The sequence below is a fragment of the Bombiscardovia coagulans genome, assembly GCF_002259585.1.
In the GTDB taxonomy this organism is placed as follows: Bacteria; Actinomycetota; Actinomycetes; order Actinomycetales; family Bifidobacteriaceae; genus Bombiscardovia; species Bombiscardovia coagulans.
Genome location: NZ_MWWS01000009.1, coordinates 35,217 through 51,768, shown reverse-complemented (window position 1 = coordinate 51,768; position 16,552 = coordinate 35,217). Strand labels below are relative to the sequence as shown.

The window sequence follows — 16,552 nt, the reverse complement described above, 5'->3', positions numbered from 1 at the left end:
TGAGTTAACTTAACGAACTCATAATGTAACAATTCTTATTTACCTTGCTGAGCTTTTGCTAATTGAACGGTCTGTGCGATGGTAATCGCTTGAGCGTCAATAATTGGTAATTGTGGCAAGGGGAATGTTTCGTTGAGTACTGATAACTCAGTGCAGCCGAGGAGTACCGTATCGCAGTTATAATCTGTCAGAAGCTCTTGGATAACATCTTCATAGTGTAACCTGCTCGGTTTTCCGGATTTGACTTCCTCATAAATCAAAGTGTTAATTCGATCTTGTACGAGTTGCTCTGGTTCGACTAATTGATAGCCGGCCTTGTTGGCTAAGTTACGGTATATTCCAGCCTTCTTGGTGCCTTCAGTGCCCATAAAACCTATGCGGGGGTAAGTGCTTGGATCGTAATGCTCTTTCGTCCAATCAATAGCTAACTCAGGCATATGAAGGATAGGAACTGTGGTTAGTTCTTGCAACTGGGGGTAAAAATAATGGGCGGTATTGCATGCCATGACTATAAAAGAGGCCCCCATGTCTGTGGCTTGTTGCACATCTTGTGCCAAGACGGGGAGGGGGTTGTCTTGGCTATTGTCTGTAATATAGGCAGTCCGATCGGGTATTGAAGCATCGTTGAACACCAAGTAGTTCAGGAAGTCTTGATCCTTACTGGCAGCAGTGGCCTTATTGAGGGTACAAACAAAGCTCTGAGTTGCCAGTGTGCCCATGCCTCCGATGATGGCGAAAAAGTTGAGCATAGTTACTTCACTTTCCCTTGGAAGTACTGTTTGTATCGTTTCTTATAAATATGGAACATATGCCGAATCATGAGCCAGCGCAAGACTGACATATCTTTTTTGTACTCTAATGTAGTACCCCAGTTCCCATTGTTCAAGAGTTCTAAACCCCGCTCCTTGTCAGCGCCAGGTTCAACGTAATCAACAAAAATGGACCGGGGTATTTCCATCCACAAGCGCGAGCCCCGTGCCAAGAAAGGTTGTCCGTCAAAGGAAGTGTCTTCGACGAGGTCATCCACGAAGTAAGATGCTAGATTGCAATCGTTCAGTGTCAGAAAGTATGAAGAACGACCCTGGCGCAAGTTAATTTCGAAGAGTTTATACTGGCCATCGCGTTCGTCGAACTTCATGTCGAAATTGGCTACTCCACAATAGTTGATATTCTCAAGAAAATCCTTAATAGGGCCGAAAATTTCTTCTTGGTAATCAGGTAAAATGGCTGCATAGTTGCCTACAGCTTCAGGTGTTGGATCCTCTAGTAGGGGATGCCCGAGAAACATCATACGCACCCTATGATGCTGATCGACGTAGGCGTTCAGTACTCTCATCCGTGAGTCGTCACCAGGGATAAAGTCTTGAATGATCATGTCGCCCTGATAACCTGCTTGGTAGGAACGAAGGATGAGGGTTTCGAGCTCTTGCGCTGATTGAATAATAAAGGCCTTTTTCCTGCCCGGGAAGTCTATCGAGAGCCAAGCATCGCTGTCAGCTGGTTTCATGGCTACGGGGAAATCAAAGGGCAGCTTGCGATACATCCCACTGGCTACATCTGATGGACTCAAGCTGACCGTTTGGGGATGTGGCAGGTTGTACTGTTCACATAATTCATAGAAGGATGACTTCAAACTGAGCTGGCGATTGAGTTTGGGGCTAATAATGTTGCAAGCATAGTAGGGTTTCAGTTCATCTTGATGGCGCGAGAGCAAGTTAGCATAGCTGTCTCCACACGGGATGAGTACAAGAGTAGTTCCAGGCTGAGAAGCGGCCATCTGCTGGGCATACCTTACCAAACTCTCAACGAAGACGTCGGACTGATTAAAACCTTCTACCAAGTGCATATCGATGATACGACTGTACTTGGTGGGGCTCAACTGGAAGTGAGCGAACGCAGTTGATACTATCCCATAAGCTTCATGGAAGGCTCGGGCCATACCGTATGCATTGATATCGCTGCCAAGGATAACTGGTTGAAAATTCTTCATGGTTTACCTATTGCTGTACTTCCTGAAACAGACGTGTAATAATCTGGTCGTCGCCTTCATATGGCACGTGTTTTCCATTGCGTTTGATCCAGCGCTCTTCGCCCTTACCGATAACAGCAATGACATCTAAACGATCGGGATGCTCATATGCTGTTTTGACTGCCTGGGAAATCGCAAGTGGCCTGTCTATAATGATAGACGCATCAAGTTCTGGATTGCTGACATATCCAAGCATTTCTTTGCAGATATCTGCTGTCTGTTCCTGTTCAGACTCTGTATCTTCTTCCGTTAGGATTAACCGATTCGCCCTCGTTTGAGTGGCCTGTACAATTGCTTGCCTTCGGTCAATGGCCTTTCCCCCTGCTGAACCGGTTATGACGGTGATGTAGGGGTGTTGGTGCCCGTACTTGTCCTGCAAGAAATCTAACAGTGCTGCTGTGGAAGCGTAGTTATGGGCATAGTCGACGTATGCGACCATGCCTGGAGCTTGGAATCTTTCCATGCGGCCAGCAATTCGCACTTCACTGATTGCTTGGAAAGTTGGAGGTTCAAGACCGCCTGTGAGTTGGGAAACAACAGCAAAAGCTGCTGCTGCGTTAGCTCCGTTGAATGTGCCGTCCATGGCAAGCTGGAATTGAGCAATTGGTTTGTTGTGGTGGTAAAGACTGTACTTGTTTGTGCTTTCTTCGGTTTGTTCCGGCTGAGCTAGCCAGTCTACCGACGCGTTGTAGGTACTCAGTGATGGTGATTCTTGGCCTACTGCAAAGGTTGTGGTTTCGATTCCGGCAGCTTTGGCATCTTCCAACACTATGTTTGCATACGAGTGGTCTGCACCTACAATCACATGACGACTGTTATATGTTATTTGTCTCTTGCAATACAGGTAATCTTCGAAACTCGGATGTTCTACGGGACTGATGTGGTCAGGAGAGATGTTGAGGAAAACACCAACATCGAAGGTGAGATTAAAAACACGATCCATCTTATATGCTTGTGATGAAACTTCCATCACAAGATAAGTCATTCCATGGTCAACAGCTTGTCTCATCATGCGAAAGAGGTCAAGCGACTCTGGGGTCGTCAGTTCTGACTCGACGTAGTGTTTGCCATCCAAGCAGTTATCAACCGAAGAGAGTAAGGCAGCTCGCCCATTGCTGGCCGCATTGAGTAAGGCCTGTACGTAGTATGCTGTGGTAGTTTTCCCCTTAGTGCCAGTGATACCGGCAATCTTAAGCTCTTGTTGAGGGTAGTTATAGAACTGTGCTGCTAAAAGGCTCATGGCCTTTCGTACGTCGTTGACGATAATACCTGTAGCGTTGGTGTACTGGCTGAAATCGTGTTCACTGATGTAAGCGCTCAAACCTACTTGGTCAGCATGTTGGATATAGGAGGGAAGGAAATGTCCCTTGCAAAAAAGCAAACTTGTAGGAGTAACGGATCGGCTATCGTAGGTAATTTCGCTGAAAACTAACTCCCGGGTAGCTGTAGGTAGATTCTCAGGCAGCACAGACCATTGGTCGGGAGTGATTACTTCTCGCAGGAGATTGTGCGTACGCAGGGTATCGAGCGCTGAAACAAGACTGAGTGTCATGCCGTGTGTGTGCCTTCCTTGTGTGTTCCCAATTACTAGTGTACTGGGGAGCTGGCTCCCACTATTCTCTACGTTAGGGTCTTATGTAACCTTAACTCAGATGATGTGTGCGACTTGCTAGGTCCATAGCCGACAGCCTACAGCCAATGAGTGTTGATTGCGATGTACTGTTTGTTATGATCTTTTGCCCATTGGCGGTATGAATCAGACCATTGTTGGTGTGCTTGCCGTTGCCAATCCATAAGGTTGTCAATGGTGAGATGTGCTAGTTGTGGATATAGGGTTGTCATCGGTTTGATCAGATCTATAGCAGCAATGGTGTCTGCGGCTGCATCATGAAAATTACCCTCTGGCACGACTCCATAGTACTCAGTTGTGTACTCTAATGAACGTCGACCGGAACGTTTGGAAACAGCGCGATCCATAACGAGTGGGTCGACTACTAACATTTGTGAGGGATTGAAAGCGGGAATCATCGGTGAGCACCAACGCTCAAGGTCTCCGTTGAGCATGGCTATATCAAATGGTGCATTGTAGGCTAGTAGAGGGATGTGCTTGGACTGTGCAAGGGCAATAATATATGCAATTTGTTTGATGGCTTCAATAGGTTCTGCTCCGTGTTCCTCTAAGTATTCGTTGGTAAAGCCGTTTACCCGGCTGGCTCCAGGGCTGATTTTTCGGTGAGGATTAATAATCCATTGAGCCTGCATGTCGCCTTCGGAGCCCCTTTGTGGATCGCGCAAGACTAGGCAGGCAGAGACAATGGCATCCTTACCAGGCTTGACGCCGGTAGTTTCTGTATCGAATCCTAGCAATCGTGAATGGGACAAAAGACTAGAAGAATCTTGGGGCTTGAGGCTTTCTAAAGCTGCTTGGAAGAAGTCATAAGTAATTGTCATATTTCTATTCTCCTCGTTGTAACTTGCAAAACCCGCCAGTTTCCATCCTGTCCACTGTAATGGCACAATAGAACTGTGGCGAACAAATCTGAGTTGGAAGAGCGGAAAAAGCGCTTTGAACAACTCGCTATGCCTGCTGTTGATGTTTTATACCGGCAGGCGATGAAACTGACTAATAATCCTGAGGATGCTCAAGATTTGGTCCAGGACACCTTTGAGCGGGGTTTTAAAGCTTTCGACCGTTTTGAGCCTGGTAGTAATTTTGAAGCGTGGATGACGACTATTGAGCGTAATGCTTTCTTTAATCAATACCACAAAGCTAAGCGCCGCCCCCAACGTGCCAATGATTCAACTGGCGAATACAATGATTGGGATATCTATTCTGCTTCAGAACATACCTCTGAGGGTCTCAAATCTGCTGAACAAGAATATCTGGAGACTTTTGCGCCGGAAGAAATCATGACAGCTCTCAACAAGCTGAGTCCTGACCGAAGGCGCGTTTTCATAGATGCTGCTATCGATGGTAAGTCATACCAGCAGGTAGCGGACGAGCAGGGTATTAAGATTGGTACAGTTATGAGCCGACTCAATCGGGCCCGTTCTCAACTGAAGGAAGAGCTTAAGAAATATGCAGGGGAGCGGGGTTATGGTTTGACAGAAGGTGCTGCCGTACCACAGGTCGAAGGTGGTTCAACTGTTGAGTCGACAGCTAGCAGCAAGTCCTGAGATATAGGTGATTCAGCTCGCCAGGAGCAAAAATAACTGTAGGAACCTTTTAGGGTTTATCATAAAATTACTAGGGAAGTAATCAATAGAAGGGGTTGGCAATGGATGCTCATATACAATTGAGTTCTTATAGCAGTAGTGATGGCCAGGTAAGCGTCACTCACGCCAGCCTTCATATCAGTAGAAGCGAAGAGGAGACTGTTCAGGAAGGAGACTGTTTCGACCCACAGACTGCTTGCGACCAGCATGAGCAACTCCTCATTGAAAAATTGCGTTCCTACTTGCGTCCTCAGTGTGCTCCTGCTTGCCTTATCGAACGTCTACGCAACATGTTCGACAATATCGAAAGTTTAGAAGGAGCGGAAGCTTCGCAAGAAATTACTGATGGAGTTATAGCATAAATTCCTTCTGCTGCAGACAATAGCGTCGTAAATACGTATTTTCTTAAAACCTTCTTCTGATCTGGTGGGTGCTATACCGTCGTGCTTCAATTACGCAAATGCCCGCCTTGCCTGAGTCGGTAACTCAGAAGGCGGGCACAAGAAATACTCTGCGTTTGCTGCTACAAGCAGGTTGAATCAGGTATTTGGCCTTTTGCCGTGGTTGGCGGCCTTCTTGCGGCGATCTCTACGCTTACGTCCGCGCATGCCCATGATGGACTCCTTTGCTGGTTTACGAATAAGCCTCGAGATATTCTCTCACATCCACCAGACCACTACCAGATTTCTGAAAGCTCGATGAGTAACTAATGACCAATGGTAGAGATGTCTTCAACGTGGTATCCAACCACACTGCTATATGATTGTCCTGGTTCCAGGGCAACTAAGTTTTTACCGCTTCTGAAAGCATTTGCGTAAGCAGTCATTGGTTCCACTGCTACACCGGCTGGGCGGAATGAAGCATCGAATCCTGTTCCGGTGCACACCTGCCAAGCATTGATAGTGTCATCTGCCCACAGGCTGATACGAATACCATCCGGGCGTGAGAAGATGGCAGTAGAATAACCACGTTCATCGCGCTCTGGGTCGCACCATGCGTCGTCGAACGATTGCCCCTTGAGGCTTATTCCTGTGCGTAGATCATACTGGTGTGCTGCGGGCTCTTCTCCTACAGGTAGAAGCCGTTCATTGACGCGCACATGAGTCTTGCAAGGAATTTGGAGGGTGCATTGTCCGTTATCTTCCTGGATCTCGTCACCACGGTGGTTAAAGCCGTTTGCTAGCCAAGGGTGGATGCCGAAAGCCCAAGGCGCTTTCTTCGTGTCGTGGTTCTGGGCTTGGACTTTCATCCTCAAGCCTTCCTGGCTAAGACTATAGGTGACGCTAACGCTAACATCGAAGGGGTAAGCTGCGAGAGCGGGTACTCGCCATGAGAGGGTGACACTCGATTCTGTCAGGCTCACCAACTGCCAGTAATAGCGGTAGCCGAAGCCGTGTATAGCAGTATTGCGTTCGTGTTCATCGATGGGCATTCTGTAAGTTTGTCCGTCGAAACGGTACTCTGCATCTTCAATGCGATTGGGGAAGGGTACGAGAACGGAACCATTTGAGCAAGGTACCGGTTCATCTGGGTCATATGAGGCTAGAATATCTGTACCTTGAAACTGTAATGACCGAAGTCCTGCACCCAGTTCGGTAATAACAGCCTGGTAGTCGCCGGAATGGATGGAATATTGTTGACCTGTACGTGGTACTCTTGTTGTAGCTGCATTGCTCATTGTCACGCTCCCATATTGGGTGAATAAGTTACCTTTCAGACATTCTACTGGTTAGTGTCGAGGAAGTGCGATTAACCAGTTATCTACCTCGGTTGTAATTGTTGTTACCGTTTGTGCATTCCGTATGGAAACTTCTTTATTGCATGTGAGCATACTGTTTGAAGCACAAATGCTATCGAACAAAAGGAAAAGCCTTTCTACTACGAACAGCTTGTTATAGTACACTTCCATGTATGAAGACAGTTGAAGGAGGAGATGTGTGGAGGCATGTAATGCTTGGTTGTTAGCGGAGGTTTCATCAGGATTCGGTTTGTGGATTCTGGCCTTCGCAGCTTTTCTCGATGCGCTTGTTATTCCTATTCCTACTGAACTTATTGTTTTAGCAGTAGCTTCGGCGTATCGGTCCACAGGTAGTCCTGTGCCAGCAGCTGTGTTTCTTGTCTGTGCACTGTCATTCATGTTGGGGGATTTGGCGACCTACGAACTTGGTGGAGCAGTACAACTCAGAAGCATTATCTTTTTTCGTAATGCTGCGGGTAAAGCTGTTATCTCATGGGCTCACAGGGCTTTTGAACGTCAAGGCGGTCTATATACGGTGGCCTCTCGTTTTGTTCCAGCAGGTCGTACTGTATTGAACGTGACCGCAGGTGCAGATCATTATCCGCTCAGCAAGTATCTGCCGTTGTCTGCCTTAGCAGGTTTCCTCTGGTCAGTTTACATGTGGACCTTAGGATATGTGGCAGCTGCTTGGATTGTCAATAATCCACTGGGGGTTATGGGTCTTGGTTTCGTAGTTGGTGCACTGGTTGGATTTTTGTGTGACCTGGCTATGAAAGTGTTCTCTCGCGGTCATTAATGAGCAGGGCTGCGTCAGAAAGATGAAGTACGGTTACTAAAACTGCGACAAATCGAAGAAAGACTGCATTCCTGTCTAGCAAACTTCTTTAATGGTGCCAATGCAATCTTCATGTAGATGAACTCGAGTCTCAGGAGGAAGGCATTCCATAGAAGTTGATCGGATGCTATAGGAAGTACCCGTATTTTTAATGATAGTGTATTTCTGAACGTTGTTTATGACTTTACTGCTGGTTGACGGGCAATATACTACGTAACGGTCAGTTTTTATGGTAGATCTTGCTTGCAGATTTCTGATACAGGGTTTTGTTGAGCTCTGGGCTTCTGCTTGCATGTAAGATGGAAGTGGATAAAGCATATCGCTATGTGTTAAAACGCGGAGCACGTGCGGTCACAGCCCAAATAATTGAATGACTGAGAGCATTCATTTCGGAGGAAGAGTATGAGTAATATTAGCGTTAACCTACCTGGCCTCAAACTGAAACATCCCGTAATGCCAGCTAGTGGAACTTTCGGATTTGGTGATGTCCCAGCGGCTCAACAGTTTGATTTGAACAAGCTGGGAGGGTTGGTACTCAAGACAACTACTCCTCACGAACGAGTGGGTAATCCTCAGCCACAGATTGCGGTTTTAGATAACGGAGTATTAAACTCAGTAGGACTAACTAACCCAGGTGTGGAGCGGGTGATTAGCGATAAGCTGCCTCGATTAAAAACAGAGTATCCAGATTTGCCGATCATGGCTAGTGTGGGTGGTGAAAGCAAAAAAGATTCACTTGCAGTGGCGCAACAGTTGTGTGCTTCCCACATGGTTGATGCCCTAGAAATCAATCTGTCCTGTCCAAATGTTGCACAAGGGGGGATGAACTTTGGTGTACACCCTGACGTTGTTGAGGAAATTACGTCGTCTATTGCCAGTGTTGTAGATATACCAATATATGTAAAATTAACGCCTAATGTTACTAATATTCAAGATATAGCTGTGGCGGCAGAGAACGGCGGAGCAAACGGACTGGCACTCATTAACACAGTGATGGGTATGCGTATCGATATTCGAACCCGGAAACCACTATTGGGGAACAATATCGGAGGGTATTCAGGTACGAGTGTGAAGCCGATTGCACTTTATATGATCCACCAAGTTCACCAAGTGACACAATTGCCGATTATAGGTATGGGTGGAATCGAAAGCGCACAAGATGTTGTTGAATTCATGTTGGCTGGCGCTCATGCGGTCGAAGTGGGTAGTGCTCATTTCCATAACCCTCTCATCTGCATTCAGATTGCAGAGGAGTTGCCCGGTTTGCTTGACGAGCTAGGAATAGATGACATCAACGATGTGGTCGGCCAAGTAGAGCTCAATGAAGCAGTGTCGTCAAACAGTTTGGCTTGACATACCCTGCCCTAACACGTATATTCAGGGGTACATGATGTCCTTCAAATTAGTCCCGTGAGGCTAACAAGGCAAGCTTAATTGCGTACAAATGGTAAGTAAGCACCTAGTCTCAGGCGGACTAGGTGCTTTTTTGTAGGCGATATAAGAACAGGAGTAGCGTTGGCAAAAGAAATTTGGGATGCGCTCGCCATGAAGCGTGCCTTAACCCGTATCGCGTATGAAATCATCGAGCGGAACAAGGGGACTGAACAGCTGGTCTTAGTCGGTATTAAAACGCGCGGTGTATATTTAGCGCAACGAATTCATGATCGAATTCACAAGTTAGAAGGGGTAGATCTGCCCCTTGGGCAGCTGGATGTTACTCTTTATCGAGATGACCGGCATAGTGCTTCATTCGATCAGGAACCTTCAGCTCATAACCTTGATCCAGGTGTCGACGTCACTAACAAGAATGTTGTTTTAGTTGACGACGTTCTGTTTACTGGGCGTACGATCCGTTCAGCGATGGATGCTGTCATGGATATAGGTAGGCCAAGCTCGATAGCTTTAGCGGTTTTAATAGATCGGGGTCATCGTGAATTGCCTATTCGAGCAGATTTTGTTGGTAAAAACATTCCGACAGCATCCAATGAACAGGTCGCTGTACACGTGGAAGAAATAGACCATAAAGATAGCGTAGAGTTACAGCAGGAACCATAGTGAATGCAATACCGTTCAGCCAGTTGCAAGACTTCGCTAACAGGTAGTGGGCTGTGCGTTGTACCGGATGCACACAGCCTCAGCGCGGCTGAAGCGTCCATCAAAAGGTCTCCAAGAACGATAGCTACTGGTTAGGTACACAGAGGAAAGAGTGCCATTAATGGAGCAGATTAAATATGTTGCTTTACCTCACTTCGTCACTACAGAACAGTTAAGTGTAGAAGAAGTACTGGCGTTGATTGATCGTGCAGAATATTTTAAAGCAGGTGGAACTTGTTTGCCTCTGACTCAACCTGTACTTGTCACTAATATTTTTCTGGAAAACTCAAGCAGAACGCGAACCAGCTTTGAAGTAGCAGAACGAAAGCTCGGTTTGAGTGTGATTCCTTTTGATTCTGAACATAGCTCAGCTAAAAAGGGTGAAACCTTATATGATACTTCGCTGACCATGGCTGCCTTAGGTATAGATCTGGAGGTTGTCCGCCATCCTGAAAACGAATACTACCAAGAGTTAATCCATCCTAAAGCCCATCAGCACTTAGACATAGGGGTGGTTAATGGAGGTGATGGAAGTGGACAGCATCCGTCCCAGAGCATGCTTGACATGATGACAATACACGAACAATTTGGGCACTTCGACGGCCTACGGGTAGCTATTGTTGGTGATATTGCCCATTCACGGGTCGCTAAGAGTGATATGGAACTGCTCAATCGGCTAGGTTCGAAAGTGTATTTTTCTGGTCCAAGCTATTGGTATGACAAAGAATTTGACACCTATGGACAGTATCAGGAGCTTGACCAGTTACTTGATCAGGTGGACGTGATAATGCTCTTACGTGTTCAGCACGAACGACATGGTAGCGACCCTAACGAGACTGCTTTTGATCCTGTTGCCTACCATGCACGTTACGGCATTAACCAGCGCAGGTATGATGCATTATCGGATCAAGCAATTATTATGCATCCAGGGCCGATAAATCGGGGAGTGGAGCTTGCTGATGAGCTCGTAGAGGCGCCTAAGAGCACTTTTGTGCAGCAAATGCATAATGGGGTATTCATGAGAATGGCGATAATTGAAGCAGTAATGCGAGGTAGAGCGCTAGGGGGCCTCTCGTAATGGAAACAGTAATCAAATCCGGTAATGTTTTTGTTGACGGTCGTATTCAACGATGTGATGTACTCATTCGAAATGGCATAATCGCAGCTATAGGTACGGATTTAACAGCAGAACATAGCATCAATGCTGCCGGTAAGCTAGTCAGTCCAGGCTTGGTTGACGTACATGTTCATTATCGCGACCCTGGGCAGACCGCAAAAGAAAATGTTCATACTGGATCGTTAGCTGCTGCCCATGGAGGGTTCACAACCGTAGCTGCTATGCCAAATGTGACTCCGGTTCCTAATACACCAGAGCAGCTCAAACGAATGATCGCCAATAATCAGAAGAATGGTGTGGTTCATATTTTGCAATACGCACCAATTACAGCTGATCAAAACAGTTCAGAGATACTCGATTATGCGGCTTTACAAGCAGCAGGTTGCTTTGCCCTGAGCAACGATGGGCATGGCGTCCAAAATGCACAGGTCATGTACGAAGCGATGAGAAGGGCCAAGGACAACGATTTAATTATTGCGCAACACGCACAAGATGATGATTTATTTCAATATGGCGTAATTAATGATGGCGTAAAAGCACAAGAATACGGTTTGCTGCCCATTACTGAGCTAGCGGAAACTACTCAGATTGCCCGCGATTTAGTGTTAGCACAGCAAACCGGGGTCCACTACCATATTTGTCATGTTTCAACGCGGAGCAGTGTAGAACTGGTCAGACTAGCAAAAAGCCATGGAGTTACTGTTACCTGCGAAGTCACACCTCATCATTTGTTGCTGGCAGATAGCGACATTCGTTCTGATTCGGGTTTGTTTAAGATGAATCCCCCTTTAAGAACTCAAGAAGATCGAGAGGCGTTGATTGAAGGATTGCTGGATGGCACCATTGATATGATTGCCACTGATCATGCACCTCATACCGTTTCTGAAAAACAGTGTGGTTTTGCAAAAGCTGCTTTTGGAATTACAGGCAGTGAAACAGCGTTCTGCGAGCTTTATACCCATTTAGTTACCAAGGGTCTTGTATCGCTTGAGCAACTGCTTTCATGGATGACTGTGAAGCCAGCCCATGCTTTTGGTATAGAAGCAGCAGGTCGTATTGCGGTTAACCAACCAGCTGATTTAGCAATCTTTGATTTGGCACAAGCCTTTACCTTGCGTGCAGAAGATTACCTATCACTAGGCTCAAATACTCCATTTACCGGCGAGACAGTTTATGGAAAAACTGAATTAACGCTCGTCGATGGTGAGATCATATACCAGAATAAGGGGCAGTAATGAAAAGATATTTAATCCTAGAAGATGGTAGCGTGTATGAAGGTTCAGGATTTGGTAGTGACTGTGAGACCACAGGAGAGGTGGTTTTTACCACTGGTATGACAGGCTATCAGGAAGCTATCACTGATCAATCGTATGCAGATCAAATCTTGGTTTTTACCAACCCCCTTATTGGTAACTACGGTATTACATTAGCGGACTATGAGTCGCTTGATCCCAAAATAAAAGGTGTAGTTTGCCATCAATTGGCCCGTTTTCCAGATAATTGGCGGATGCAGACAACACTTCCTGATTTTTTGCAAGCATATAATATTCCTGGAATACAAGGGATTGATACACGTGCTTTGGTACAGCAATTACGTCAACATGGGACTATGCGTGGAAGGATTTGTTCTTCAAAAGAAGCTGTTATGCATATCGCTCAAACATTGCGGTCGGTAAATGTGACCGAAGGTGTTGTGAGCCGGGTGTCAACAGTTAAGCCATATCCAGTTCCTGGATCACAGCGTAATATCGTAGTCGTCGATTTTGGGCTTAAAAATAGTATTTTACGAGAACTTAGCAAACGCGGTTGTAATTGTGTGGTTGTTCCTTATACCACTCCAGCCGACAAGATTCTGTCACTACATCCAGATGGTGTGCTGCTGTCAAATGGTCCCGGTGATCCATTAGAAATGAAGCAGGCCGTGCAGATGGTACGAGATATTCAAAGGGAAGTTCCCCTCATGGGAATTTGCTTGGGGCATCAAATATTTGCTCTGGCTAACGGGGCAACAACCTACAAAATGAAGTTCGGACATCGAGGATTTAACCACCCTGTAAGGGAGATTGCAACTGGCAATATCGGGTTTTCATCACAAAACCACGGTTATGCTGTACAAGCGGATTCCATCGATCCTCAAAACCTCTTAGTAACCCACGTAGAAGTGAATGATGGGACAGTCGAAGGTTTGCAACATAGGCGATATCCTGCCTTTTCGGTTCAGTTCCATCCAGATGCAACGCCCGGTCCTCATGACGAGGAAGGTCTTTTTGATTATTTCATGCAGATGATCGACCAGAGAAAGGAAGATGAACATCATGCCTAAAAGGTCAGATATTCATAAGATCATGGTTATAGGTTCCGGGCCGATCATTATTGGGCAGGCAGCTGAATTTGATTATTCAGGAACTCAGGCATGTCTGGCTTTGCGTGAAGAAGGATATGAAGTTGTATTGGTCAACTCCAATCCCGCTACCATTATGACAGATACGACTGTGGCCGATAAGGTCTATCTTGAGCCATTGACAGTTGATGCTATTTCTCGAATAATGAGGCAAGAATATCCTGATGCACTCTTGCCGACACTTGGTGGGCAAGTAGGATTAAATATGGCCTTGTCACTGGCTCAAACTGGTATCCTACAGGAACTTGGTATTGAATTACTGGGCACCACACTAGAGTCAATCGAACAGGCCGAAGACCGTGAAAAATTCAAAGAACTTTGCCAAGATCTAGGTGAACCTGTACCAGCATCACAGAGCGTGACTAGTGTAGCTGAAGCCTTGACGTTTGGGCAAGAATGTGGTTATCCAATAATTGTGCGACCGGCCTTCACCATGGGGGGCACAGGTGGCGGTATCTGTAACAATCCGGAAGAGCTAGCTCAGATTGCTAAAAATGGACTTGAGTTATCGCCGGTTGGTGAATGCTTAATTGAACGGTCGATAGCTGGTTACAAGGAAATCGAATTCGAAGTCATGCGTGACCATGACGACAACGCTATGATCGTTTGCTGCATGGAAAATTTCGATCCTGTTGGCATCCATACCGGTGATTCAATTGTCTTTTCTCCTTCGCAGACTATTTCCGACAAGGAATACCAGCAGCTACGAGATTGTTCTCTACGGTTGATTAGGGCTCTCAAGATTGAGGGAGGATGCAATGTGCAGCTCGCACTGAATCCTCATAGTTTCGAATACGATGTCATTGAAGTTAATCCAAGAGTTTCGCGCTCTTCAGCCTTAGCTTCGAAGGCTACAGGTTATCCTATTGCCAAAATGGCCGCCAAAATAGCGGTTGGTATGACGCTTGATGAGATTACAAATCCTGTTACAGGTACTACTTTTGCTGAGTTTGAACCGGCCCTTGATTATGTAGTGTGTAAGGTTCCTCGCTGGCCGTTCGATAAGTTCACGAAGGCTGATCGCACGCTTGGCACGCAAATGAAGGCAACTGGTGAGGTGATGGCCATTGGTCGCACAGCTGAGGAAGCCTTGCATAAGGCTGTACGGTCCCTTGAAATCGACCAGAAAGACTTCTATTCAAAGGAAGCTCATCAAGCTAGCGACGAGGATCTGGAACAGAAATTAGTCAAAGCGCAGGATGACAGACTCTTTTATCTTGCAGAAGCTTTTCGGCGTGGTTACACACTGTCTGATATTCACAATCTTACGAAGATCAATTCTTATTTCTTAGATATCGTTAAACACATTATCGAACTAGAACAAACTCTTGCTGATCATCCAGACGATATAGCAACACTCAAAGTAGCCAAAACTTACGGTTTTAGTGATCAAACTATCGCTCACCTTTGGAGGCAAGAGGAGGCTAGTATCCGGCAATTGCGAAAAGCGCATGGCATTCTTCCAGTTTATAAAATGGTTGACACATGTGCAGCGGAGTTTGCCTCACAAACGCCTTACTTTTATTCGACCTATGATTCTGTCAACGAAAGCGAAAAGTCAGATACACCATCAGTGTTAGTAGTAGGGTCTGGTCCGATTCGCATCGGTCAGGGGGTTGAATTTGACTACGCGACAGTACACTGTGTAAAAGCTCTGCAAAAAATGGGTTATGAAGCCGTCGTTATAAACTCCAATCCTGAAACAGTGTCGACTGATTTCTCTATTTCAGACAAACTCTATTTTGAACCCTTAACCTTGGAAGATGTGCTGAATGTATGCGATATAGAGCATCCAATTGGTGTCATTATCCAGTTTGGTGGACAGACTGCAATCAACTTAGCTGCACAGTTGGAAGCGCAGGGGATTCCTGTTCTAGGAACCAGTGTTGCAGATCTGAACCGAGCTGAAGACCGTGAACTGTTTGACCAGGTAGTTAAAGAGTTGGGTCTCAAGCAGCCACGAGGAATCACCGCCACTTCCCGAGAGGGTGTGGTTGAAGCAGCGGAGCAGCTTGGTTATCCCGTTCTAGTTCGACCAAGTTACGTTTTGGGTGGCAAAGCGATGGAGATCGTACATAATTCAGAAGAGTTAGCTGATTATGTGCACAATCATGCCAATATTGCAGGTAGTCACCCAGTTCTGGTTGATGACTACCTAGATGGTCGCGAGTGTGATGTTGATGCCATTTGTGATGGTGAACAGGTACTTATTCCTGGCATTATGGAACATATCGAACGCGCTGGAGTACATTCAGGTGATTCAATGGCAGTATATCCTGCGCAGACGTTCACCCCAGAGGTTAAACGCACCATTGCGGAAGTGACGAAACAGTTAGCTTTGCACCTTCGGTGTCGAGGTATTATGAATTTGCAGTTGATTGAACGTAAGGGTGAAATTTACATCATTGAAGTGAACCCGCGGGCAAGTAGGACTGTTCCGTTTCTCAGTAAAGTTACTGGAATTGAAATGGCTCAAGTTGCTACGCGAGTCATCATGGGAGAGAGCTTGAGTGACCAGGGATTCGAAGATGGTCTTGCTCCTGAACCTCAAATAATCAGCGTTAAAGCACCGGTCTTTTCCTTCAGTAAATTATCGGACGTTGACAGTTATTTAGGTCCAGAAATGAAATCTACAGGAGAAGTCATGGGAAGTGATGAAAGTTTCCCCAAGGCTCTCTATAAAGCATTTTTGGGTGCCAACATGCAAATTTCTGATAGTGGTAATGTTCTGCTCACCATAGAAGATCTGGACAAGGAGAGAATACTGCCGATAGCGAAGCGGTTCTCACAAATTGGATATCGTCTTCTCGCAACCAGTGGCACAGCGGATTTTTTGCAACAACATAGTTTGAATGTCACAGCCGTAAGCAAAATACATGCACCAGATGATAACAATATCCTGAATGAGTTCAAGAATGGCAACATCGATGTAGTAATTAACACTATGGGACATGATATTGCTAAGAACTCTGACGGTTTTATTATCCGCCAGGCGGCAATCAATCACAATATTCCACTTATTACGAGTTTAGATACGGCACAAGCCCTCTTAACAGCATTGGAAAACCGTTCATTTATAACGAGAAGTTTGTCTTAGGACAGTAGCTTATATGGATGTATGG

The 16,552-nt window shown here is 46.0% G+C and carries 15 protein-coding genes; 9 read left to right on the top strand and 6 right to left on the bottom strand.

What is annotated here, in order from left to right; all coding sequences use genetic code 11:
* Nucleotides 1-35: 35 nt before the first annotated feature.
* The 4 genes from BOCO_RS06795 to BOCO_RS06780 form a co-directional block, all read right to left on the bottom strand.
* A complete protein-coding gene (locus BOCO_RS06795; protein WP_094723530.1) occupies nt 36-749 on the bottom strand; it encodes an aspartate/glutamate racemase family protein in 714 nt (237 codons plus the stop codon).
* 2 nt (nt 750-751) lie between these two features.
* Entirely contained in the window at nt 752-1,990 is a 1,239-nt protein-coding gene (locus BOCO_RS06790; RefSeq protein ID WP_094723528.1) for a carboxylate--amine ligase, read from the bottom strand.
* 7 nt (nt 1,991-1,997) lie between these two features.
* Nucleotides 1,998-3,581, bottom strand: a complete 1,584-nt coding sequence (gene murE / locus BOCO_RS06785; RefSeq protein ID WP_094723526.1) for a UDP-N-acetylmuramyl-tripeptide synthetase — start codon at nt 3,579-3,581, stop codon at nt 1,998-2,000.
* A 137-nt stretch (nt 3,582-3,718) separates the two neighbouring features.
* Nucleotides 3,719-4,480 carry an exonuclease domain-containing protein gene (locus tag BOCO_RS06780; RefSeq protein ID WP_094723524.1) on the bottom strand — a complete coding sequence of 254 codons (762 nt, stop codon included), beginning with the start codon at nt 4,478-4,480 and terminating at the stop codon, nt 3,719-3,721.
* 129 nt (nt 4,481-4,609) lie between these two features.
* On the opposite strand from BOCO_RS06780, the gene BOCO_RS06775 reads away from it, so the two are divergent.
* Both BOCO_RS06775 and BOCO_RS06770 read left to right on the top strand, forming a co-directional pair.
* Nucleotides 4,610-5,206 carry a sigma-70 family RNA polymerase sigma factor gene (locus BOCO_RS06775; protein WP_244568793.1) on the top strand — a complete coding sequence of 199 codons (597 nt, stop codon included), beginning with the start codon at nt 4,610-4,612 and terminating at the stop codon, nt 5,204-5,206.
* A 101-nt stretch (nt 5,207-5,307) separates the two neighbouring features.
* Entirely contained in the window at nt 5,308-5,607 is a 300-nt protein-coding gene (locus BOCO_RS06770; RefSeq protein WP_244568780.1) for a hypothetical protein, read from the top strand.
* 177 nt (nt 5,608-5,784) lie between these two features.
* On the opposite strand, the gene BOCO_RS07690 is transcribed toward BOCO_RS06770, so the two are convergent.
* Together BOCO_RS07690 and BOCO_RS06765 are read right to left on the bottom strand one after the other, a co-directional pair.
* Nucleotides 5,785-5,859: a 50S ribosomal protein bL37 gene (locus BOCO_RS07690; protein WP_099327425.1), complete on the bottom strand. Its 75-nt coding sequence runs from the start codon at nt 5,857-5,859 to the stop codon at nt 5,785-5,787.
* Nucleotides 5,860-5,951: 92 nt separating this feature from the next.
* On the bottom strand, nt 5,952-6,923 hold the full coding sequence (locus tag BOCO_RS06765; RefSeq protein WP_094723522.1) for an aldose 1-epimerase family protein: 972 nt from the start codon (nt 6,921-6,923) through the stop codon (nt 5,952-5,954).
* Nucleotides 6,924-7,182: 259 nt separating this feature from the next.
* Between BOCO_RS06765 and BOCO_RS06760 the strand changes: the two genes are divergently transcribed.
* The 7 genes from BOCO_RS06760 (at nt 7,183) to carB (ending at nt 16,527) form a co-directional block, all read left to right on the top strand.
* Nucleotides 7,183-7,779, top strand: coding sequence for a DedA family protein (locus tag BOCO_RS06760; protein ID WP_094723520.1), 597 nt, complete (start codon nt 7,183-7,185; stop codon nt 7,777-7,779).
* Nucleotides 7,780-8,220: 441 nt separating this feature from the next.
* A complete protein-coding gene (locus BOCO_RS06755; RefSeq protein WP_094723518.1) occupies nt 8,221-9,171 on the top strand; it encodes a dihydroorotate dehydrogenase in 951 nt (316 codons plus the stop codon).
* A gap of 162 nt (nt 9,172-9,333) precedes the next feature.
* Nucleotides 9,334-9,873: a bifunctional pyr operon transcriptional regulator/uracil phosphoribosyltransferase PyrR gene (pyrR, locus tag BOCO_RS06750; protein WP_094723516.1), complete on the top strand. Its 540-nt coding sequence runs from the start codon at nt 9,334-9,336 to the stop codon at nt 9,871-9,873.
* A gap of 160 nt (nt 9,874-10,033) precedes the next feature.
* Nucleotides 10,034-10,990: an aspartate carbamoyltransferase catalytic subunit gene (locus BOCO_RS06745; protein WP_094723514.1), complete on the top strand. Its 957-nt coding sequence runs from the start codon at nt 10,034-10,036 to the stop codon at nt 10,988-10,990.
* The gene (locus tag BOCO_RS06740; RefSeq protein WP_094723512.1) at nt 10,990-12,264 is read left to right on the top strand and encodes a dihydroorotase; all 1,275 of its coding nucleotides are present in this window, start codon (nt 10,990-10,992) and stop codon (nt 12,262-12,264) included. Before BOCO_RS06745 ends, BOCO_RS06740 begins: the two co-directional genes overlap by 1 nt.
* Nucleotides 12,264-13,352 carry a carbamoyl phosphate synthase small subunit gene (locus tag BOCO_RS06735; RefSeq protein WP_094723510.1) on the top strand — a complete coding sequence of 363 codons (1,089 nt, stop codon included), beginning with the start codon at nt 12,264-12,266 and terminating at the stop codon, nt 13,350-13,352. Before BOCO_RS06740 ends, BOCO_RS06735 begins: the two co-directional genes overlap by 1 nt.
* A complete protein-coding gene (gene carB / locus BOCO_RS06730) occupies nt 13,345-16,527 on the top strand; it encodes a carbamoyl-phosphate synthase large subunit (protein ID WP_094723508.1) in 3,183 nt (1,060 codons plus the stop codon). Before BOCO_RS06735 ends, carB begins: the two co-directional genes overlap by 8 nt.
* Nucleotides 16,528-16,552: the final 25 nt, after the last annotated feature.

Excerpts from the sequence above, each read along its gene's own strand:
- BOCO_RS06795 (WP_094723530.1), bottom strand. The coding sequence starts at position 749 with ATGCTCAACTTTTTCGCCATCATCGGAGGCATGGGCACACTGGCAACT.
- BOCO_RS06790 (WP_094723528.1), bottom strand. The coding sequence starts at position 1,990 with ATGAAGAATTTTCAACCAGTTATCCTTGGCAGCGATATCAATGCATAC.
- murE (WP_094723526.1), bottom strand. The coding sequence starts at position 3,581 with ATGACACTCAGTCTTGTTTCAGCGCTCGATACCCTGCGTACGCACAAT.
- BOCO_RS06780 (WP_094723524.1), bottom strand. The coding sequence starts at position 4,480 with ATGACAATTACTTATGACTTCTTCCAAGCAGCTTTAGAAAGCCTCAAG.
- BOCO_RS06775 (WP_244568793.1), top strand. The coding sequence starts at position 4,610 with ATGCCTGCTGTTGATGTTTTATACCGGCAGGCGATGAAACTGACTAAT.
- BOCO_RS06770 (WP_244568780.1), top strand. The coding sequence starts at position 5,308 with ATGGATGCTCATATACAATTGAGTTCTTATAGCAGTAGTGATGGCCAG.
- BOCO_RS06765 (WP_094723522.1), bottom strand. The coding sequence starts at position 6,923 with ATGAGCAATGCAGCTACAACAAGAGTACCACGTACAGGTCAACAATAT.
- BOCO_RS06755 (WP_094723518.1), top strand. The coding sequence starts at position 8,221 with ATGAGTAATATTAGCGTTAACCTACCTGGCCTCAAACTGAAACATCCC.
- BOCO_RS06745 (WP_094723514.1), top strand. The coding sequence starts at position 10,034 with ATGGAGCAGATTAAATATGTTGCTTTACCTCACTTCGTCACTACAGAA.
- BOCO_RS06740 (WP_094723512.1), top strand. The coding sequence starts at position 10,990 with ATGGAAACAGTAATCAAATCCGGTAATGTTTTTGTTGACGGTCGTATT.
- BOCO_RS06735 (WP_094723510.1), top strand. The coding sequence starts at position 12,264 with ATGAAAAGATATTTAATCCTAGAAGATGGTAGCGTGTATGAAGGTTCA.
- carB (WP_094723508.1), top strand. The coding sequence starts at position 13,345 with ATGCCTAAAAGGTCAGATATTCATAAGATCATGGTTATAGGTTCCGGG.